The organism is Streptomyces sp. 1222.5, assembly GCF_900105245.1.
Taxonomy (GTDB): domain Bacteria; phylum Actinomycetota; class Actinomycetes; order Streptomycetales; family Streptomycetaceae; genus Streptomyces; species Streptomyces albidocamelliae.
In genome coordinates this window covers 4,642,734-4,662,236 of record NZ_FNSZ01000001.1, presented here as the reverse complement: position 1 = coordinate 4,662,236, position 19,503 = coordinate 4,642,734, and the positions used below count along the sequence as shown (strand labels likewise).

The 19,503-nt window shown below is 72.0% G+C and carries 17 protein-coding genes and 3 tRNA genes; 9 read left to right on the top strand and 11 right to left on the bottom strand.

From position 1 onward, the window contains the following. The first annotated feature begins 79 nt into the window (after positions 1-79). Positions 80-331, top strand: coding sequence for a DUF3073 domain-containing protein (locus BLW57_RS20950; protein WP_093476491.1), 252 nt, complete (start codon positions 80-82; stop codon positions 329-331). 66 nt (positions 332-397) lie between these two features. Here BLW57_RS20950 and purM read toward each other — a convergent pair whose 3' ends face one another. The 7 genes from purM to purS all read right to left on the bottom strand — a co-directional run bounded on the left by purM (position 398) and on the right by purS (position 8,234). Continuing rightward, the gene (purM, locus tag BLW57_RS20945; protein WP_093476489.1) at positions 398-1,465 is read right to left on the bottom strand and encodes a phosphoribosylformylglycinamidine cyclo-ligase; all 1,068 of its coding nucleotides are present in this window, start codon (positions 1,463-1,465) and stop codon (positions 398-400) included. Positions 1,466-1,500: 35 nt separating this feature from the next. Beyond that, the gene (purF, locus tag BLW57_RS20940) at positions 1,501-3,030 is read right to left on the bottom strand and encodes an amidophosphoribosyltransferase (protein WP_093476487.1); all 1,530 of its coding nucleotides are present in this window, start codon (positions 3,028-3,030) and stop codon (positions 1,501-1,503) included. Positions 3,031-3,231: 201 nt separating this feature from the next. Further along, positions 3,232-3,666 carry an META domain-containing protein gene (locus BLW57_RS20935; protein WP_256339549.1) on the bottom strand — a complete coding sequence of 145 codons (435 nt, stop codon included), beginning with the start codon at positions 3,664-3,666 and terminating at the stop codon, positions 3,232-3,234. A gap of 56 nt (positions 3,667-3,722) precedes the next feature. Next, a complete protein-coding gene (locus BLW57_RS20930; RefSeq protein WP_093476483.1) occupies positions 3,723-4,520 on the bottom strand; it encodes a maleylpyruvate isomerase family mycothiol-dependent enzyme in 798 nt (265 codons plus the stop codon). A gap of 509 nt (positions 4,521-5,029) precedes the next feature. Beyond that, positions 5,030-7,288, bottom strand: coding sequence for a phosphoribosylformylglycinamidine synthase subunit PurL (purL, locus tag BLW57_RS20925; RefSeq protein ID WP_093476481.1), 2,259 nt, complete (start codon positions 7,286-7,288; stop codon positions 5,030-5,032). Continuing rightward, positions 7,285-7,965 (bottom strand): phosphoribosylformylglycinamidine synthase subunit PurQ, encoded by a 681-nt coding sequence (purQ, locus tag BLW57_RS20920; protein WP_093476479.1) that lies wholly within the window; start codon positions 7,963-7,965, stop codon positions 7,285-7,287. Before purQ ends, purL begins: the two co-directional genes overlap by 4 nt. After that, positions 7,962-8,234, bottom strand: a complete 273-nt coding sequence (gene purS, locus BLW57_RS20915) for a phosphoribosylformylglycinamidine synthase subunit PurS (protein WP_093476477.1) — start codon at positions 8,232-8,234, stop codon at positions 7,962-7,964. The genes purQ and purS overlap by 4 nt, the downstream gene beginning before the upstream one ends. 310 nt (positions 8,235-8,544) lie before the next feature. On the opposite strand from purS, the gene BLW57_RS20910 reads away from it, so the two are divergent. The 8 genes from BLW57_RS20910 (at position 8,545) to BLW57_RS20875 (ending at position 13,191) form a co-directional block, all read left to right on the top strand. Then, positions 8,545-8,862: a histone-like nucleoid-structuring protein Lsr2 gene (locus BLW57_RS20910; protein ID WP_031164632.1), complete on the top strand. Its 318-nt coding sequence runs from the start codon at positions 8,545-8,547 to the stop codon at positions 8,860-8,862. 168 nt (positions 8,863-9,030) lie between these two features. Next, positions 9,031-9,102, top strand: a tRNA-Gly gene (locus BLW57_RS20905). Between the two features lie 82 nt (positions 9,103-9,184). Next, positions 9,185-9,257, top strand: a tRNA-Gly gene (locus tag BLW57_RS20900). Positions 9,258-9,382: 125 nt separating this feature from the next. Further along, the gene (locus tag BLW57_RS20895; protein WP_093476475.1) at positions 9,383-10,321 is read left to right on the top strand and encodes an ABC transporter ATP-binding protein; all 939 of its coding nucleotides are present in this window, start codon (positions 9,383-9,385) and stop codon (positions 10,319-10,321) included. 32 nt (positions 10,322-10,353) lie between these two features. Continuing rightward, the gene (locus BLW57_RS20890; RefSeq protein WP_371127801.1) at positions 10,354-11,196 is read left to right on the top strand and encodes an ABC transporter permease; all 843 of its coding nucleotides are present in this window, start codon (positions 10,354-10,356) and stop codon (positions 11,194-11,196) included. Positions 11,197-11,227: 31 nt separating this feature from the next. Beyond that, complete coding sequence (locus tag BLW57_RS20885; RefSeq protein ID WP_256339548.1) at positions 11,228-12,481, top strand: sensor histidine kinase; 1,254 nt, start codon at positions 11,228-11,230, stop codon at positions 12,479-12,481. Continuing rightward, complete coding sequence (locus tag BLW57_RS20880) at positions 12,478-13,092, top strand: response regulator transcription factor (protein ID WP_093476469.1); 615 nt, start codon at positions 12,478-12,480, stop codon at positions 13,090-13,092. Before BLW57_RS20885 ends, BLW57_RS20880 begins: the two co-directional genes overlap by 4 nt. 23 nt (positions 13,093-13,115) lie before the next feature. Beyond that, a tRNA-Gly gene (locus BLW57_RS20875) sits at positions 13,116-13,191 on the top strand. A 68-nt stretch (positions 13,192-13,259) separates the two neighbouring features. Here BLW57_RS20875 and BLW57_RS20870 read toward each other — a convergent pair. The 4 genes from BLW57_RS20870 to purD all read right to left on the bottom strand — a co-directional run bounded on the left by BLW57_RS20870 (position 13,260) and on the right by purD (position 19,469). Beyond that, positions 13,260-14,159, bottom strand: coding sequence for a phosphoribosylaminoimidazolesuccinocarboxamide synthase (locus BLW57_RS20870; protein ID WP_093476468.1), 900 nt, complete (start codon positions 14,157-14,159; stop codon positions 13,260-13,262). Between the two features lie 92 nt (positions 14,160-14,251). Further along, positions 14,252-15,754, bottom strand: a complete 1,503-nt coding sequence (locus BLW57_RS20865; RefSeq protein ID WP_093476466.1) for a N,N-dimethylformamidase beta subunit family domain-containing protein — start codon at positions 15,752-15,754, stop codon at positions 14,252-14,254. A 279-nt stretch (positions 15,755-16,033) separates the two neighbouring features. Then, a complete protein-coding gene (locus tag BLW57_RS20855; protein ID WP_093476465.1) occupies positions 16,034-17,914 on the bottom strand; it encodes a M48 family metalloprotease in 1,881 nt (626 codons plus the stop codon). 304 nt (positions 17,915-18,218) lie between these two features. Further along, positions 18,219-19,469 carry a phosphoribosylamine--glycine ligase gene (gene purD, locus BLW57_RS20850; RefSeq protein ID WP_093476463.1) on the bottom strand — a complete coding sequence of 417 codons (1,251 nt, stop codon included), beginning with the start codon at positions 19,467-19,469 and terminating at the stop codon, positions 18,219-18,221. Positions 19,470-19,503 lie beyond the last annotated feature (34 nt).

Genomic DNA, 19,503 nt, shown 5'->3' with positions numbered 1-19,503 from the left:
CTGCGGAGGGTCCGTTCCGGATCATGAACGCGTGTCAGACTCTGGGGCCGTCGAGCCCCGTCACCGAGGGGGTCGAGCCATGGGGCGCGGCCGGGCCAAGGCCAAGCAGACAAAGGTCGCCCGCCAGCTGAAGTACAACAGCGGTGGGACTGACCTGTCACGTCTGGCCAGTGAACTGGGCGCATCGACTTCGAGCCAGCCGCCGAACGGCGAGCCGTTCGAGGACGATGAGGACGACGAGGACGATCTCTATTCTCGGTACGCCGACCTCTATGAGGACGACGACGAGGACGAGGACCAAGGTCCCTCACAGCACCGTCGCGGCGCTTGACCCAGTACTGAGCACCTGCCCGGTCGGTGGCACTGCCACCGACCGGGTTCTGTGCTACCCGCAGATTCAGCCGGCGTAGTCGCCGACCAGCTCGGCGCCCGTCTCCCGGTCGCCCCGGTCGGTGATCTCACCGGCGACCCACGCGTCGACACCCCGGTCGGCCAGGGTCGTCAGGGCCACCTCGGTGGACTCCTGCGGGACGATCGCCATCATGCCGACGCCCATGTTGAGGGTCTTCTCCAGCTCCAGGCGCTCGACGTTCCCGGTCCGGCCGACCAGGTCGAAGATCGCGCCCGGGGTCCAGGTGGAGCGGTCGACGGTCGCGTGCAGCCCGTCCGGGATCACCCGGGCCAGGTTGGCCGCGAGTCCGCCACCGGTGATGTGACTGAAGGCGTGCACCTCGGCGGTGCGGGTCAGGGCCAGGCAGTCCAGGGAGTAGATCTTCGTGGGCTCCAGCAGCTCCTCACCGAGGGTGCGGCCGAGCTCGGCGACCTCCGCCTCCAGGGCGAGGCCCGCGCGGTCCAGCAGGACGTGGCGGACCAGGGAGTACCCGTTCGAGTGAAGCCCGGAGGACGCCATGGCGATCACCGCGTCACCCGTGCGGATACGATCCGCGCCGAGCAGCCGGTCGGCCTCCACCACGCCCGTGCCGGCGCCGGCGACGTCGAAGTCGTCCGCGCCCAGCAGGCCCGGGTGCTCGGCGGTCTCGCCGCCCACCAGGGCGCAGCCGGCCAGCACACAGCCTTCCGCGATGCCCTTCACGATGGCCGCGACGCGCTCGGGGTGGACCTTGCCGACGCAGATGTAGTCGGTCATGAAGAGCGGCTCGGCGCCGCACACCACGATGTCGTCCATGACCATGGCGACCAGGTCGTGCCCGATGGTGTCGTAGACGCCCATCCGGCGCGCGACGTCGACCTTCGTGCCGACGCCGTCCGTGGCGGAGGCGAGCAGCGGGCGCTCGAAGCGCTTGAGGGCGGAGGCGTCGAAGAGTCCGGCGAAGCCGCCGAGGCCGCCGAGGACCTCGGGGCGCTGGGTCTTCTTCACCCACTCCTTCATCAGCTCGACGGCGCGGTCGCCCGCCTCGATGTCGACGCCCGCCGCTGCGTAGCTGGCACCAGTTGTCTCAGACATGACTGTGAGAGCTTTCGTGTCGTACTGCAGGGGTGTTACGGGCGACGGATCGCGTCGGCCGCGGCCGTGGCGGCGGGACCGGCCGCCAGCTCGGTCTCCAGCAGCTGCTTGCCGAGCAGCTCCGGGTCCGGCAGATCCATCGGGTACTCGCCGTCGAAGCAGGCGCGGCACAGGTTCGGCTTGGCGATCGTCGTCGCGTCGATCATGCCGTCGATGGAGATGTAGGCCAGGGAGTCGGCGCCGAGGCTGGTGCCGATCTCCTCGATGGTCATGCCGTTGGCGATCAGCTCCGCGCGCGTGGCGAAGTCGATGCCGAAGAAGCAGGGCCACTTCACGGGCGGGGAGGAGATCCGGATGTGGACCTCGGCGGCGCCGGCCTCGCGGAGCATGCGGACCAGGGCCCGCTGGGTGTTGCCGCGGACGATCGAGTCGTCGACGACGACCAGACGCTTGCCCTTGATGACTTCCTTCAGCGGGTTCAGCTTCAGGCGGATGCCCAGCTGGCGAATGGTCTGCGAGGGCTGGATGAAGGTCCGGCCGACGTAGGCGTTCTTCACCAGGCCCGCGCCGAAGGGGATGCCGGACGCCTCCGCGTAGCCGATGGCGGCGGGGGTGCCGGATTCCGGGGTCGCTATGACCAGGTCGGCCTCGGCCGGGGCTTCCTTGGCGAGCCGGCGGCCCATCTCCACACGGGAGAGGTACACGTTCCGGCCGGCGATGTCGGTGTCCGGACGGGCCAGGTACACGTACTCGAAGACGCAGCCCTTGGGCTTCGCTTCCGCGAATCGGGAGCTGCGCAGGCCGTTCTCGTCGATGGCGACGAACTCGCCCGGCTCGATCTCCCGCACGAAGCTCGCGCCGCAGATGTCGAGGGCGGCGGACTCGGAGGCGACCACCCAGCCGCGCTCCAGGCGGCCCAGGACCAGCGGGCGGATGCCCTGCGGGTCACGGCCGGCGTACAGGGTCTGCTCGTCCATGAAGACGAGGGAGAACGCGCCCTTCACCTTCGGGAGCACCGCGTGCGCGGCCTCCTCGATGGTCAGCGGCTTGCCGTCCTCGTCGACCTGGGCGGCCAGCAGGGCCGTCAGCAGATCGGTGTCGTTGGTGGCCGCGACCCGGGTGGAGCGGCTGTTGTTGTCGTTGGGGAGTTCGGCGACCATCTCGGCGAGCTGCGCCGTGTTGACCAGGTTGCCGTTGTGGCCGAGCGCGATCGAACCGTGCGCGGTGGCACGGAACGTCGGCTGGGCGTTCTCCCACACGGAGGCACCGGTGGTCGAGTAGCGGGCGTGTCCGACCGCGATATGACCCTGGAGCGAACCTAGAGAAGTCTCGTCGAAGACCTGGGAGACGAGGCCCATGTCCTTGAAGACGAGGATCTGGGAGCCGTTGCTGACCGCGATTCCCGCGGATTCCTGACCCCGGTGCTGGAGGGCGTAGAGCCCGAAGTACGTGAGCTTTGCGACCTCTTCACCCGGAGCCCAGACGCCGAAGACGCCGCAAGCGTCCTGGGGGCCCTTTTCGCCGGGAAGCAGATCGTGATTGAGTCGACCGTCACCACGTGGCACGCCACCGAGTGTAGGCGAGATCGACCACTGGTCCGAATTGGGGATGCGCGGCCCTACCGGTCCGGCCTCAGTCGATCACCTTGTCGGATTCTACGTGTCCGCAGGTCAGAGCGGTGTCGCGAGAAATCGGCGGGGTCCCGGACACCTTCCGCGAGGCGGCCCGGGTCCCCTTCGGCTCGTTTGTGAGTGAGGTGTCGCACATCATTCGGGTGCGCCGCGGCTGAGGTGGACACGGTCGCCGTCGCCGTCGGTGAGCGTCAGCTTGGCGTCCTCGGTCCGCGCCGTGAGCGTGCCGGTGGTGAGGGTCCGGGCGAGGGCGCGCTCGAAGGCCATCCGCTCCGGGCTGCAGGCCATCCGCGTCGTGCGCAGGTCGCCGAAGGTGATCCGGTCGCCGTCCAGGGTGGCGCGGGCGCTGAACTGGTTGCAGCCGAGATTGCCGGCCGCCTTCCCGTTCTCCTCCACGCGCAGGCGGGCGGAAGCGGGCGCGTGCCGGGTCGTGTCGCCGACGGTCAGGCTGTCGACCCGCCAGTCGATCCCGGTCACCGGCTGCTGGACGCTCACCGCTCCACTCTCCGCCTTCCCGGTCCCACAGGCCACCGCGAGCGGGACGAGCACGGCGGCCGCCGTCAGGGTCATGCGCTGCTTGTGCCGATTCATACGGGTTCGACGGATCGGCGGTACGACCGGTTCCGCTACGCCAGCAGCGGCAGCAGGTCCCCGATGTCCGCCCGCTCCCCGCTCGCGCTGACCTTCGCCTCGGCGAGGGCGTCCTTCCAGGCCAGCCGCCCGGTGGCGAGCCGGATCCAGGTCAGCGGGTCGGTCTCCACGACATTGGGCGGGGTGCCGCGGGTGTGCCGGGGCCCCTCGACGCACTGCACGACCGCGTACGGCGGCACGCGCACCTCGGTGGAGCCGCCGGGCGCCTTCACGGCGAGGGCGTCGGCGAGCAGCCGGGTCGCGGCGGCCAGGGCCTGGCGGTCGTGGGGCACGTCGAGTCCCGCGACGGCCGCGGTGAGGTCGTCGGTGTGGACGACGAGTTCCACGGTGCGGGTGACGAGGTAGTCGTCGAGCGGCATCGCGCCGGCGCTGGTCTCCAGCAGCCGGCCGCCGGGGTGCTCGTCGAGGAGGGCCCGCAGGCTGCGGTCGACGTCGGCGAGATAGGCGTCGAGGTCGGGGTGATCGGCGGCGAGGCGGCGGGTGAACTCGTCGATGGCCGTGGAGTTGGCGGCGGTGGCGAAGGGCCACTCGACCACCGTGACGTCCTGGCGGGGCGGCGCGGGCAGGTCGAGCGCGCGGTGCACGGCGGTGAGCGCCATGCCGATGTGCGCGACGAGGTCCCGTACGGTCCAGACGCCGAGCCGGGTCGGCAGCGCGAGCTGGTCGGGCCCGAGGCCGCCGACGGCCTCCCGGACGTTCGCGAACTGCGCGAGGACCGCGGCGCGGGTCCGGACGGGGTCGTAACTGCGGGCACGCTTCTTGGCCGGTGGCATGCCGGTGAGCCTATGCAGGCCCGCGCCCGCGCCGCGAGCGAATACGACCGCGCGGACCGGGCAAGGGCGGCCCTGCCTGGTCAGGCCGGGTCGGGTCGGGCAGGACCACCGGACCCGGGCCCGACCAGGCAGGACCGCCGGGCAGGACCGGGCAGGGCCAGGCCGGACCCGGCAGGTCAGGGCCGGACCCGGGAGGCCAGGCAGGGGCAGGTCAAGCAGGGGCAGGGCCGGGCCAGATGAGCCAGGACGCACCGCAGACCGCACCGGACCGCAGACCGGGTCGGGCAGGACCGGGCCAGGCCGGGCCAGGACGCACCGCAGACCGGGCTGGGCCGAGTCGGGCAGGACAGGGCCGGACCAGGCAGGGCCGGACCAGACGAGCCAGGACGCACCAAGACGCACCGCAGACCGGGCCGGGCCGCAGACCGGTGTCGGCGGATCGCTTCGGCCGGCATCGGCGAAGGCCCCGCCCGGGGTCGCGGACGGGGCCTTCGTACAGCGGGCGGGAGCTACGCCAGCAGTGCCGGGATCGTTGCCTCGTGGGCCTCGCGCAGCTCGGCGAGGGAGAGGGCGAACTCGCCCTGGATCTCCACCGCGTCACCGTCCACGACACCGACGCGGGTGGCCGGCAGGCCGCGCGCACCGCACATGTCGTTGAAGCGGACCTCCTCCGAGCGCGGCACGGCGACGATGGCGCGGCCTGCCGACTCGGAGAACAGGAACGTGAAGGCGTCCAGGCCGTCCGGGACGATCAGCCGCGCGCCCTTGCCGCCGAGCAGCGCGGACTCCACGACCGCCTGGACCAGGCCGCCGTCGGACAGGTCGTGCGCGGAGTCGATCATGCCGTCGCGGGAGGCGGAGATCAGGATCTCGGCCAGCAGGCGCTCACGCTCCAGGTCGACCTGCGGGGGCAGACCGCCGAGGTGGTCGTGGACGACCTGGGACCAGGCCGAGCCGCCGAACTCCTCACGGGTGTCGCCGAGGAGGTAGAGCAACTGCCCGTCCTCCTGGAAGGCGACCGGCGTGCGGCGGGCGACGTCGTCGATCACGCCGAGGACGGCGACCACCGGGGTGGGGTGGATGGCCGCCTCGCCCGTCTGGTTGTAGAGCGAGACGTTGCCGCCGGTCACCGGGGTGCCCAGCTGCTGACAGGCGTCGGCGAGACCGCGGACGGCCTCCGCGAACTGCCACATGACGGCCGGGTCCTCGGGCGAGCCGAAGTTCAGGCAGTCGGAGACGGCGAGCGGCTTGGCACCGGTCGTGGCGACGTTGCGGTACGCCTCGGCGAGGGCCAGCTGGGCGCCGTGGTACGGGTCGAGCTTGGCGTAGCGGCCGTTGCCGTCGGTCGCGATGGCGACACCGAGGCCGCTCTCCTCGTCGATCCGGATCATGCCGGAGTCCTCGGGCTGGGCGAGGACGGTGTTGCCCTGCACGAAGTGGTCGTACTGCGAGGTGATCCACTTCTTCGAGGCCTGGTTCGGCGAGGCCACGAGCTTGCGGACCTGCTCCTTCAGCTCGGCCGAAGTCGCGGGCCGGGGCAGCTTGTTCGCGTCGTCGGCCTGCAGGGCGTCCTGCCACTCGGGGCGGGCGTAGGGGCGCTCGTAGACCGGGCCGTCGTGGGCGACCGTGCGCGGGTCGACGTCGACGATCTTGCCGCCGTGCCAGAAGATCTCCAGGCGGTCGCCGTCGGTCACCTCACCGATGACGGTGGCGATGACGTCCCACTTCTCGCAGATCTCCAGGAAGCGGTCGACCTTCTCCGGCTCGACGACCGCGCACATGCGTTCCTGCGACTCGCTCATGAGGATTTCCTCGGGCGAGAGCGTCGAGTCGCGCAGCGGGACGTCGTCCAGGGTGACGCGCATGCCGCCGGAGCCGTTGGAGGCCAGCTCGGAGGTGGCGCAGGACAGACCGGCGGCGCCGAGGTCCTGGATGCCGACGACCAGCTTCTCCCGGAAGGCCTCCAGGGTGCACTCGATGAGGAGCTTCTCCTGGAAGGGGTCGCCGACCTGGACGGCCGGGCGCTTGGAGGGCTTGGCGTCGTCGAAGGTCTCGGAGGCGAGGATCGAGGCGCCGCCGATGCCGTCGCCACCCGTGCGGGCGCCGTACAGGATGACCTTGTTGCCCGCGCCGGAGGCCTTCGCGAGGTGGATGTCCTCGTGCCGCATCACACCGATAGCACCGGCGTTGACCAGCGGGTTGCCCTGGTAGCAGGCGTCGAAGACGACCTCGCCGCCGATGTTGGGCAGGCCCAGGCAGTTGCCGTAGCCGCCGATGCCGGCGACGACGCCCGGCAGGACGCGCTTGGTGTCGGGGTGGTCGGCCGCGCCGAAGCGCAGCGGGTCCACCACGGCGACCGGGCGGGCGCCCATCGCGATGATGTCGCGGACGATGCCGCCGACACCCGTGGCCGCGCCCTGGTAGGGCTCCACGTACGAGGGGTGGTTGTGCGACTCGACCTTGAAGGTGACCGCGTAGCCCTGGCCGACGTCCACCACGCCGGCGTTCTCGCCGATGCCGACGAGCAGCGCGTCCGACTCGGGCGCCTTCTCGCCGAACTGGCGGAGGTGGACCTTGGAGGACTTGTACGAGCAGTGCTCGGACCACATGACCGAGTACATGGCGAGCTCGGCGCCGGTCGGGCGGCGGCCGAGGATCTCCACCACCCGCTCGTACTCGTCCTTCTTCAGGCCGAGTTCGGCCCAGGGCAGCTCGACGTCGGGGGTCGCGGCCGCGTGCTCGACCGTGTCCAGAGGCGTCCGGCTCATGCGTTGACCAGCTTCTTGAGGATCGAGGTGAAGAACGGCAGGCCGTCGGTACGGCCCGTACCGATCAGCGGCTCGACGGCGTGCTCGGGGTGCGGCATGAGGCCGACGACGTTCCCGGCCTCGTTGGTGATGCCGGCGATGTCCCGCAGCGAGCCGTTGGGGTTGACGTCCAGGTAGCGGAAGACGACCCGGCCCTCCGCCTCCAGCTTGTCGAGCGTGTACTCGTCGGCGACGTACCGGCCGTCCATGTTCTTCAGCGGGATGTGGATCTCCTGGCCCTGGCGGTAGTCGCCGGTCCACGAGGTCTCCGCGTTCTCCACCCGCAGCTTCTGGTCGCGGCAGATGAAGTGGAGGTGGTCGTTGCCGAGCATGCCGCCCGGGAGGAGGTGGGCCTCGGTGAGGATCTGGAAGCCGTTGCAGATGCCGAGGACCGGCAGACCGGCCTTCGCCTGCTCGATGACGGACTCCATCACCGGCGAGAACCGGGAGATGGCTCCGGCGCGCAGATAATCGCCGTAGGAGAATCCGCCGGGAAGGACGACGGCGTCGACCTGCTTGAGGTCCTTGTCCTTGTGCCAGAGGGCGACCGGCTCGGCGCCCGCGACACGGATCGCGCGCTGGGTGTCCCGGTCGTCGAGACTGCCCGGGAAAGTGACGACGCCAATACGAGCGGTCACTTCGCGGCCTCCGCGACTTCCACCGTGTCTTCCACCTTGACGATGAAGTCCTCGATCACGGTGTTGGCGAGGAAGGATTCCGCAAGATCGTGGATGCGGGCGAGCACGGCCTCGTCGACCGGCCCGTCAACTTCCAGTTCGAAACGCTTTCCCTGACGTACGTCCGAGATCCCCTCGAAACCCAGGCGCGGCAGCGCACGCTGGACCGCCTGGCCCTGGGGGTCGAGGATCTCCGGCTTGAGCATGACGTCGACTACGACGCGTGCCACTGGCACTCCCGGTGTGTGGTGCTGAGCAGGTTCCTTCAGACTACCCGCACAAAATTTCTACGCGGGTAGAGTTGTAGGAAACTACGTGAGGCGCATCACGATCGGGTGTCGGAGCGCGGCACCCGAGAAAAGTTCTGGGAAAGTTCGGGAGACCATCCGCGGCGCCTATTGTGCTCGGACACGCGGACGGATTTAGTCGGGCTTCACTTTGCATTGCCGGGCACTGTACAAATGAATTGGCAATAGCCGATACTCGGCACGTCAACGCCGGTGAGCTGTATCGACGTGCCGCACGAAGGGACCGATATTCGTGGCGCAAAAGGTCGTGGTCACTCTCTTTGACGACATCGACGGCTCGGAAGCGGCGGAAACGATCGCCTTCGGACTCGACGGCAAGTCGTACGAGATCGACCTGAACGAAACCAACGCCAAAAAACTGCGCAAGGCGCTCGCGCCCTACGTCGAGGCCGGCCGCAAGCGGTCGCGGTCCGGCAAGGCGTACAAGCAGACGGAGGTCGCCCCCGACCCGGCTGCCGTCCGCGCCTGGGCCCAGGCCAACAAGATGGACGTCCCGGCCCGGGGACGCATCCCCAAGAAGGTCTACGAGGCGTTCAGCGCCGCGCAGTGAAGCCCGCGAAGGGGCAGCCCTCAGGGTCCGTCAGCGGGCCCTGAGGGCTGTGCACTTGGGGGACGGGCGGGGCCGTCGGGGGAACCGACTTGCGCTACCCCCCTGCTGATCAGCTAATGTCTGGGACACGCCGAGGGGCGAGGCCGGAAAGCCGGATCCCGAGGACATGCGGGTGTAGTTCAGTAGTAGAACATCCCCCTTCCAGGGGGAAGGCGCAGTGTGCGATCCCTGTCACCCGCTCTGGCACCGGCCGTGCCGACCACGCTTGTGGATCAGGTAGGCTGGTGCTCGCACCGATCGGTGGGAGCCGGTCGGGAGCAGTGCGGACGTAGCTCAGTTGGTAGAGCGCAACCTTGCCAAGGTTGAGGTCGCGAGTTCGAGCCTCGTCGTCCGCTCGGGATAAAGACCCCGGTCCATCGGACCGGGGTCTTTTCGTGTCCGCCGCGCCTCTGACATTTGTCATGCCGGGCGATGACACCGCGCACTGCCGGACCGCTCGCGACGCCGGGACGCTGGCGTCATGGACACAGACGAACGCGAGCACGTGATCGAGGTCACCGACCTCAGGCGCGTCTACGGGGGCGGGTTCGAGGCCGTACGCGGAATCAGCTTCTCCGTGGCACGCGGGGAGATCTTCGCCCTGCTGGGTACCAACGGAGCCGGGAAGACCTCGACGGTCGAGCTGCTGGAGGGACTCGCCGCGCCGGCCGGGGGCCGGGTCCGGGTCCTCGGCCGTGATCCGTTCCGCGAACGGGCCGCCGTACGCCCCCGCACCGGCGTGATGCTCCAGGAGGGCGGCTTCCCCTCCGAGCTGACCGTCGCGGAGACCGCCCGCATGTGGGCGGGCTGCACCAGCGGGGCCCGTCCGGAGGCGGAGGCGCTGGACCTGGTCGGGCTGGCGGGACGGCGGTCGGTGCGCGTCAAACAGCTGTCCGGCGGCGAGCGCCGCCGGCTGGACCTGGCGCTCGCCCTGCTCGGCGACCCCGAGGTGCTCTTCCTGGACGAGCCGACCACCGGCCTCGACGCGGAGGGCCGCCGGGCCACCTGGGAACTGGTGCGGAGCCTGCGCGCCGCGGGCACGACCGTGCTGCTCACCACGCACTACCTGGAGGAGGCCGAGGGCCTCGCCGACCGGCTCGCCATCCTGCACGAGGGCCGTATCGCCGTCTCGGGGACGCCGGCCGAGGTCACCGCGGGGCGCCCCTCCCGGATGTCCTTCGAGTTGCCGGACGGCTACTTCCTCGGCGACCTGCCGCCCCTGGCCGACCTCGGCGTCTGCGGGCACGAGTGCGACGGCAGGGTCGTACGGCTGCGCACGACACGGTTGCAGCGGACCGCCACCGGGGTGCTGACGTGGGCCGAGCGGGCCGGGGTCGAGCTGGGCGCGCTGGACGTGCGGTCGGCCTCACTGGAGGAGGCGTTCCTCGGGATCGCCCGGGAGCGGGAGGCGGCGGCGTGAACGGGACCGGAACGGAAACGGGGGGCGGCCGCGTGCACGGGGTCCGCACGGCAGCGGCAGGCGGGCTCGAGGGCGGAGCCGGTGCGGCGGACCGCCGGGCTCTCGCGGCGTTCAAGCCGTCGGCGCGGCGGCTGCGGGCGCTGGGGCGGGCCGAACTCACGCTCCTCGGCCGCAACCGGGGCGCCGTCTTCACCGCGCTGGCCGTGCCGCTCGCCCTGCCGTTCACCGTGCGGCCGGCACTCGACCAGCTGGACCTGGAGAAGGAGGGCCTGAGCATCGGCACGGTCCTGCTGACCGCCGCCATCGGATTCGCCTTCCTCTTCGCCGTCTACACCTCCCTGGTCGGCGCCTACGTCGCCCGCCGCGAGGAGCTCGTCCTGAAGCGGCTGCGCACCGGCGAACCGTCCGACACCGAGATCCTCATCGGCACCGCCCTGCCCGCGACCGCCCTCGGCCTCGCCCAGGCCCTCGTCCTGAGCGTCGGCTGCGCCGTGCTGCTGCGCACCGGGGCGCCGAAGGCGCCGTACCTGCTCCTGCCCGGGGTGCTGGCCGGACTCGTGGTCAGCGCCGCGCTCGCCGCGCTCACCGCGTCCTTCACCCGGACCGCCGAGAGCGCCCAGGTGACCGCGCTGCCGCTGGTGTTCGTGTCCATGCTGGGCTCCGGGATCACCGTCCCCACGGAGTTCATGCCCGACCGGCTCGCCTCCCTCTGCGAACTCCTGCCCCTGTCCCCGGCGATCCGCCTGGTCCGCGGCGGCTGGACGGGCCAGTTGACCGCGTACGAGGCGCTGGGCGCCCTCGCGACCGCCCTGGCCTGGACGATCGTGGCGGTGTTTGCTGTACGGCGGTGGTTCCGCTGGGAGCCGAGGCGCTGAGGAACGGGGGGACGCGCGGATGCTGAGGCGGATGCGGCGGTGGCAGCAGCGGCACTGGCGGGAACGGAGCAAGGCCGAGCGGGTCGAGCTGTACACGGTCGTCACCTGGTACGTCACCACCTGGTTCTTCTCGCTCTGCTGGCTGCTCCTGCCGCTGCTCGGCGGGCTCGGCCACCGGCCCGTGGCGGCCGTCCTCGGCCCGCTGCTCGTCGTCGTGGCGGTCCTTCAGTGCGCGGTCTGCAACCGGCTCACCCGGCCCGTGCTCGACCACTACCTCGGGCGCGCCGAGCTGCCGGCCCGTGCCCACCGCACCCCGGGCGTCCTGCTGGGCCTCGCCCTGACGCTGATCGTCACCCTCTCCGCGCTGCACGCGGCCGACCCGATGACCGTCCGGTTGGCGATCGGCGCCTGTCTGCTGCCGTTCGGGCTGCTCTACGGACTCACGGTTCCCGTCCGGGTGTTCCTGCGCCGGTCGGCGGTGCTCGCGGTGGTGCTCATGGGCCTCATCGGGCTCACCGACCGCAGCGCCGCCGGCATCCTCGCGACCGGGCTGATGACCGCCTTCCACACCCTCTTCTCGCTGCTCGCCTGCCGCTGCGGCGCCTGGACGCTGTCCGTGCTCTGGGAGGCGGAACGGGCCCGCGAGGCCGAGGCCCGGCTGGCCGTCGCCGAGGAGCGGCTGCGGTTCGGCCGGGACCTGCACGACGTGCTGGGGCGGAACCTGTCCGTGATCTCCCTCAAGAGCGAGCTGGCCGTGCAACTCGCCCGGCGGGGACGGCCGGAGGCCGTGGAGCAGATGATCGAGGTGCAGCGCATCGCGCAGGAGTCGCAGCGGGAGGTGCGGGACGTCGTACGCGGCTACCGCGAGGCCGACCTCGGCGTGGAACTCGCGGGAGCACAGGGAGTGTTGTCGGCGGCCGGGATCGACTGCGAGGTGCGCGCGGAGTCCGCGGAGCTGCCGGCCGAGGTGCAGTCGGCACTCGGCTGGGTGGTGCGTGAGGCGACCACCAACGTGCTGCGGCACGGCGACGCGGGCCGCTGCACGGTGGGTCTGCGGGTGCGGGAGGGGCATGTGGTGCTGACGGTGGAGAATGACGGGGTGGCCGCGCGCGCCTCCGTCCCGGGCGACGGTGGTTCCGGGCTCGCCGGGCTGCGGGAGCGGCTGGCCGCCGTGGCCGGGACTCTGGAGGCGGGAGTGGTCGACACGGACCGGTTCCGGGTGGTGGCCGAGGTGCCACTGAGAGCCGACGGGTCCGTGGAGACGAGAGTGAGTGTCACGTCATGAGCGGTCCGGTGCGGCTGTTGCTCGCCGACGACGAGCATCTGATCCGGGGCGCGCTGGCCGCCCTGCTCTCCCTGGAGGACGATCTGCTGGTCGTCGCGGAGGCGGCGAGCGGACCCGAGGCGCTGGCGATGGCCCGGGCGCACGAGCCCGACGTGGCCGTGCTCGATCTGCAGATGCCCGGCGCCGACGGTGTGAAGGTCGCCACATCCCTGCGTGCCGAACTGCCGGACTGCCAGGTGCTGATCGTCACCGGTCACGGGCGGCCCGGACACCTGAAACGGGCACTGGCGGCCGGTGTGCGCGGATTCGTCCCGAAGACGGTCAGCGCCCAGCGGCTCGCCGAGATCATCCGGACCGTGCACGCGGGAAACCGCTACGTGGACCCGGAGTTGGCCGCCGACGCGATCTCCGCCGGGGACTCCCCCCTGACCGCGCGGGAGGCCGAGGTGCTGGAGCTGGCCGCCGACGGGGCGCCGGTCGCGGAGATCGCCGAGCGGGCCGCGCTGTCGCCGGGGACCGTGCGGAACTACCTCTCCTCCGCCGTCACGAAGCTCGGCGCGGAGAACCGTCATACGGCAGTGCGTCTCGCACGGGAGCGAGGTTGGGTATAGTTGCTCTCGCGCCACGGCGCAGTGCGGACGTAGCTCAGTTGGTAGAGCGCAACCTTGCCAAGGTTGAGGTCGCGAGTTCGAGCCTCGTCGTCCGCTCCATGGAGAAGCCCCCGGTTCCGGCCGGGGGCTTCTTGCGTGTCCCCCGGCTCGCGCCGGGGGCCCTTCCGCTACGCCCAGGCGGTGCCCGTCAGCCGCTCGTACGCCTCCACGTACTTGGCGCGGGTGGCGTCCACGACCTGCTGCGGCAGCGGCGGCGGGGGCTGCTCGCTCTTGCGGTCCCAGCCGGACTCGGCCGAGGTCAGCCAGTCCCGGACGAACTGCTTGTCGTACGACGGCTGCGGGCGGCCCGGCTGCCACTGGTCGGCCGGCCAGAAGCGGGAGGAGTCCGGGGTGAGGACCTCGTCGGCGAGGACGAGGGTGTCGCCGTCGAAACCGAACTCGAACTTGGTGTCCGCCAGGATGACGCCCCGTTCGCGGGCGATGTCCCGGGCGCGCCCGTACACGGCCAGGGTGGCCTGGCGCAGCTGGGCGGCCGTCTCCGCGCCGACCTGGCGGGCGACCTCCTCGTAGGAGACGTTCTCGTCGTGCTCGCCGACCTCCGCCTTGGTGGCCGGGGTGAAGATCGGGGCGGGCAGCTCGGAGCCGTCGACCAGGCCCTCGGGCAGGGCGAGACCGCAGACCGTACGGGACTCGTCGTACTCCAGCAGTCCGGAGCCGGTGAGGTAGCCGCGGGCCACGCACTCCACCGGGACCATCTTCAGCGACTTGCAGATCAGGGTGCGGCCCGCCCAGTCGGCGGGGGCGCCGGCCGGCAGCTCGGTGCTGATCACATGGTTGGGGGCCAGGTCGCGCAGCTGGTCGAACCACCACAGGGAGAGCCGCGTGAGGACGCGGCCCTTGTCGGGGATCTCGGTGGGCAGCACCCAGTCGTAGGCGGACATGCGGTCGCTGGCGACCATCACGAGGTCGCCCGCCTCGTTCTGGTACAGCTCGCGCACCTTGCCGGTGTGCAGGTGCACCAGGCCCGGAACCTGCGGCGGCTCGGGCTTTTCTACGAATCCGGACACGGTTCCTCCCCGTGGTTCTGTCCAAGTGCCTCGATTCTCCCTTATCGGGGCGATCGGTTTCGGCCAGGGGGTGGGCCGGGGTCCGCCGGTGCTCAGTCGCGCTTGCAGATACGGTCCAGCAGGTTCGCCGTGGCGCGCTGGATACGGGGGTCGACGTGGCCGGGCCGGTCCAGGGCGGGTGACCAGGCGAAGGTGCCGGAGGCGAACACCCAGGCGCCGGAGGGGGCGCGGTAGAGCGAGGTCTCCTGGTGGCGCTGGGCGCCGTCGCCGTCGGTGTAGGGGGAGTGGGCGAGCAGGACGCGCTCCTCGTGCTCGGGCAGCGGGGTGCGCGGGAAGTAACGGTCGGCTTCACCGGCGACCAGGCCTTCGATGCCGTCGCCCTCGTGGGCGCCGGTCGCCTCCCACAGCCAGTGGTCGGCGTTGCGGACGATCAGCGGGTGCGGCTCGGGCACCCGGCCCGCGTACTGGATGCCGACCACCTGCTGCTCGGGGCGGTCGATCTCGCGCCACAGCACCGGCTTCCCGGGGCCCTTGCGCTTGCGGCAGGTCAGCAGCCGGTCCGGGACACCCGACGGCGACGGCCCCAACTCGACCTGCCAGTACATGGTGTTGGCGGAGAGGAAGACCAGTGAGGTGCCCCGGTCGCGGGCGTCCTCGACGGCACGGCGCATCGGCACCGACCAGTACTCGTCGTGCCCGGGGAAGACCAGGCCCCGGTAGCGGGCGGGGTCGACGCGGCCGGCGTGCAGGTCGCGGGCGTCCGCGTAGGCGAGGTCGTAGCCGTAGCGCTCGGCCCAGCGGATGAAGTCGTAGGCGTGTCCGACGTGCAGGGGGAGGCCGGCGCCCGCGTACGGGCGGTCGAAGGAGATCGTGGTCGCCGCGTCGGCCTCGCCGAGCAGCCGGCCCCGCTCGTCCCAGGCGTGGTACAGGCTGGCGCCGGTACGGCCGTCCTCCGGGTAGAGGTTGTACGCCTGCCACGTGATGTCCGGCAGCAGCAGGAGAAGGTCGGCGGGATGGTCGTCGCGGACCGTGAACGGCACGTGGGAGCGGTAGCCGTCGGCGGTGGTCAGGACCGCCACGTAGGCGCCGATGCTCCAGTGCGGGGGCACCTGGAGGCGCCAGGACAGCCACCAGTGGTGGCAGGAGACCGTGCGGTCGGCGGCCAGCGGCGGGGACTGGACGATGCCGGACAGCCGGGGGCTCGTGGTGATCTTGGCCGCGCCGTCGCCGCCGTAGTGGCCGATCCGGTAGATGTCGACGCTGAACTCCTGCGGCGGGTCGACCGTGATGTGGAAGTCGATCGCCTGGCCGGGCGTGACCGCGCCGGTGGAGGTGAAGCCCTTGATCTGGCGGTGCACGTCGTCCGCGGAGCGGGGGCCGGGAACGGCCGAACGCGGCGCGGGCACACGGCCCCCGCCACCGGCGCCGGTGGCCTGCTGCGGGCTCGGATCGACGTACCAGGGCACGACGTGACCCGTGTCGTCGAAATAGGTCTCACTGCCGCGCAGCCAGGGCACCGGGCCCTGCCCGAAGGGGTCCGTGACGGCGTGCGCGAGCGCTCCGGACTCCCAGCGGCGGATGTGCTCCGAGGCCATGGTCGCTCCCCTCCCTCGTGCCCCCGTGTCCTGTCCCGGTGGTGCGCGCTGTGCCAGTCGTACCGGGCTCGGCCGTGCTGTATCGGGCCGTGCCGTGTGCGGCCGGTCTGTCGTATGTCGCAAGCCTTTGCCAAAGGCGTGGTCTGTCCCAGCACATCACATAACGCACGGGCCCGGTCACTAGTCGTTGCGAATTGACCTGAAGTGGAAGTCGCGTCTCCGGTCCGGTGCGCGCGACGGCGACGGCCGACGACGGTGCGACGCGGGAGGCCGTGCGGGTCAGACGAGCCGTACGGGCTTCTCCGGGCGTATCCCGGACGCGGTCAGCCAGGCCCGCAGCGGGCCCGGGTCACCCTCCTCGATCAGGCTGAGCACCTTCGGTCCGAGGTCGGCCGCCCGCTCCCCGCCGAGCAGCAGGGACGGGCCGTCGAGCCAGTCCAGGGCCGGAATGGCGCCCGCGGTGTCCACGGCCGCGCAGCACACCATCGCCGTCACGTGGTCGGCGAGCAGTTCACGGCCGGTGCGGGGGGGTTGCAGGGGGAACAACGGCAGCCCGCCGTCGTCCCACAGGGCGCTCTCGGGGCCCTGCCCGGCGGCGGTGGCCCCCTTCGGCACGAGGGCCTCCTCGCGGGCCAGCTCGGCACTGATCCCGGCGGCGAGAGCGGCGCTGCGCTCGGTACCGGGATCGGCATCGTCCTCGTCGCCGAATCCGAGGTACGGCTCGGGCGGGTCGAGAGTGTCTGCGGTGTCGGGGGCGTCCTGGCCACCGGGGGCCTCGTCCGTGGGGTGCGCGGCGTCCGCGCGCGTGCCGCCATGGGTGCCGCTCCGGGGAGCCACCGGACCGGCGGTGTCCGTGCCCTTGTCGTCGGGGGCGGTCGGTTCGGCTAGGTGGTCGAGAACCCGGGCCAGGGTCGGGCCGCCCCGTTCGGGGGTGTGGGGGCCCGGGGTGGGGCGGACGCCCAGGGTGTCCAGAACGCGGTGCAGGCGGGCCGCGTCGGCGCGCCAGGTGCGGTCCACGACCTCTTCCGGATAGGCCTGCCAGTCCACCGGGGCCCAGTCCGGCCCGGCCTCGGCCGGGCCACCGTGGAAGAGGCGCGCGGCGAGCAGCGAGGCGGCCTCGTCGATCGTGCCGGGCTCCTCCAGCAGATCGCACGCCGGCCGCTCGCCGAGCCGGGAGGCGAAGCCCTCCGCGAGACGGTCGCGCCGGGACAGTTCGGTGAGGGCCGCCACCACGCCCGCGTCCAGCCGGGCCGGCCAGCGGCCCATCCGCCAGGCGGGCAGCGCGACCCGGGTCAGCAGCCGGTCCCAGCCGGCGTAGGCGAGGCCCACCTGCTCCTGGGCGACGATCCGCAGGCCGTAGTCGACGGCCTGGGCCCGCTCGGCCGCGGCGGCGGCCACCCCCCGCTCCATCTGTGTCGCGTGCTCACGGCAGCCGCGCAGCAGCAGCCGCGCCACCCAGCCGAGCATTGCGCAGATCCCGCGGGTGAGCGGGCAGCGGCCCGATGTCGAGGCGACGGCGACCGCCGCGTCCAGCCCGCGCACGAAGCCGCGGGCGGCCGCTATGTCCGGGTGGGCGGAAGGGCCCGTGCCGGCGATGACCGGGGCGAGGACCGCGCGCAGCTCACCGACCCGCATCCACCACAAGAACGGAGAGCCGATGACGAGGACCGGGGCCACCGGGGCTCGGCGACGGGAGCGCCGGGCGGGGCCCGCTATCTCGTCCGGCGCCGGGCGCGAGGGCGGACCGTGCGCCGCATGGGCGCGGTCCTCGAGCCAGCTGTCGCAGTCCGGGGTCAGCGCTATGGACGAGGGAGCCGGCACGTCCAGGCGGTCGGCGAGGTCGCGCACCATCCGGTACAGATCGGGGGCGGACTCCTCCGCGATCGGCACGGTGGGGCTCGTCGCCGGGCGGGCGCGGGCGACGACCAGGCCGATGCCGACGGCGGCCAGCAGCACCACCACCGCGAGCACGCCCACGGACCAGCGGGCGGCGTCCCAGCCCTCGCCGACGAGATGGTCCGTCGCACCGCCGGCCAGCAGGATCACCGCGGCGGCCGCGGGCAGCAGGGCCACGCCCAGCGCCCGGCCGCGGACCCGCAGCACGGCCAGGGCCCGGGAGCGCGCGGCCTGCGCGCCCATCTCCACACCGATTCCGGTCACGTGCCGACCTCACCCCCTCCCCGTCGATGCCGTGCTGTCCTGGACTTGGTCACTCCCCCACTGTGGCACCCGCCACTGACATCGCAATGTCGGTGGGCCAAGTGCCGGAACGCTTGCGCGGCACCCTAGTTGGGGCCTCGGCCCCCGTCAGCCGGATGGGGGATTGCTCACTCGATGGAATGGCTTTGGTCAGAGCTGCATGACAGAAAGCAAAGATCGGGCCCCGGATTCCGCTTCCGGGGCCCGACGAGGTCGAGAGTGCGCACGACCGGCGCGTTCGGGGGGCTTCGCCCCGGGAGACGCCCTACTCCTGGGCCGCCTTCGCCGCGATGTCGGTGCGGTACTGCGAACCGTCCAGACCGATCCGGCCCACCGCCCGGTACGCCCGCTCGCGCGCCTCGGTCAGGTCCGTGCCGGTGGCCGTCACGGACAGCACGCGTCCGCCGGCGCTGACGACCGCGTCGCCGTCCCGCCTGGTCCCGGCGTGCAGCACGTACGCGTGCGGGGCGTCCTCGGCGGCCACCTCGTCCAGTCCGGTGATGGGGTCGCCGGTGCGGGGGGTGCCGGGGTAGTTGTGCGAGGCCACGACGACGGTGACGGCGGCGTCCTCGCTCCAGCGCAGGGGCGCCAGGTCGGCGAGGTTGCCGGTGGCGGCGGCCATCAGGACGCCGGCCAGCGGGGTCCTCAGGCGGGCCAGCACGACCTGGGTCTCGGGGTCGCCGAAACGGGCGTTGAACTCGATGACCCGGACACCGCGCGAGGTGATCGCGAGGCCCGCGTAGAGCAGTCCGGAGAACGGCGTGCCGCGGCGGCGCATCTCGTCCACGGTCGGCTGCAGCACGGTCTGCAGCACCTCGTCGACCAGCTTGGGGTCGGCCCAGGGCAGCGGCGAGTAGGCGCCCATGCCGCCGGTGTTCGGGCCCTCGTCGCCGTCCAGGGCGCGCTTGAAGTCCTGGGCCGGCTGGAGCGGGACGACCGTCTCGCCGTCGGTGACGGCGAACAGGGAGACCTCGGGGCCGTCGAGGAACTCCTCGATGACGACGCGCTCGCAGGCGGCCGCGTGCGCCTTGGCGGCCTCGACGTCCGAGGTCACGACGACACCCTTGCCGGCGGCGAGCCCGTCGTCCTTGACGACGTAGGGCGCGCCGAAGGCGTCGAGGGCCTCGGCGGCCTCCTCGGCGGTGGTGCAGACGTAGGAGCGGGCGGTCGGCACGCCGGCACCGGCCATGACGTCCTTGGCGAAGGCCTTGGAGCCCTCGAGCTGCGCGGCCTCCCCGGACGGGCCGAAGACAGGAATGCCGGCGGTGCGGACGGCGTCGGCCACACCGGCGACCAGCGGGGCCTCCGGGCCGACGACGACCAGGTCGGCACCGAGGCCGGTGGCCAGGGCGGCCACCGCGGCGCCGTCGAGCGCGTCGACCTGGTGCAGCTCGGCGACCTCGGCGATGCCGGCGTTGCCGGGGGCGCAGTGCAGCGCGGTGACGTCGGGGTCGAGGGACAGGGAGTGGCACAGGGCGTGTTCGCGGGCGCCGCTGCCGATGACGAGGACCTTCACGGGGGTCAGCCTACTGGCAAGGTTGCCGAAGGCC

Excerpts from the sequence above, each read along its gene's own strand:
- BLW57_RS20950 (WP_093476491.1), top strand. The coding sequence starts at position 80 with ATGGGGCGCGGCCGGGCCAAGGCCAAGCAGACAAAGGTCGCCCGCCAG.
- purM (WP_093476489.1), bottom strand. The coding sequence starts at position 1,465 with ATGTCTGAGACAACTGGTGCCAGCTACGCAGCGGCGGGCGTCGACATC.
- BLW57_RS20935 (WP_256339549.1), bottom strand. The coding sequence starts at position 3,666 with ATGACCCTGACGGCGGCCGCCGTGCTCGTCCCGCTCGCGGTGGCCTGT.
- BLW57_RS20930 (WP_093476483.1), bottom strand. The coding sequence starts at position 4,520 with ATGCCACCGGCCAAGAAGCGTGCCCGCAGTTACGACCCCGTCCGGACC.
- purL (WP_093476481.1), bottom strand. The coding sequence starts at position 7,288 with ATGAGCCGGACGCCTCTGGACACGGTCGAGCACGCGGCCGCGACCCCC.
- BLW57_RS20895 (WP_093476475.1), top strand. The coding sequence starts at position 9,383 with ATGGACACAGACGAACGCGAGCACGTGATCGAGGTCACCGACCTCAGG.
- BLW57_RS20885 (WP_256339548.1), top strand. The coding sequence starts at position 11,228 with ATGCGGCGGTGGCAGCAGCGGCACTGGCGGGAACGGAGCAAGGCCGAG.
- BLW57_RS20880 (WP_093476469.1), top strand. The coding sequence starts at position 12,478 with ATGAGCGGTCCGGTGCGGCTGTTGCTCGCCGACGACGAGCATCTGATC.
- BLW57_RS20865 (WP_093476466.1), bottom strand. The coding sequence starts at position 15,754 with ATGGCCTCGGAGCACATCCGCCGCTGGGAGTCCGGAGCGCTCGCGCAC.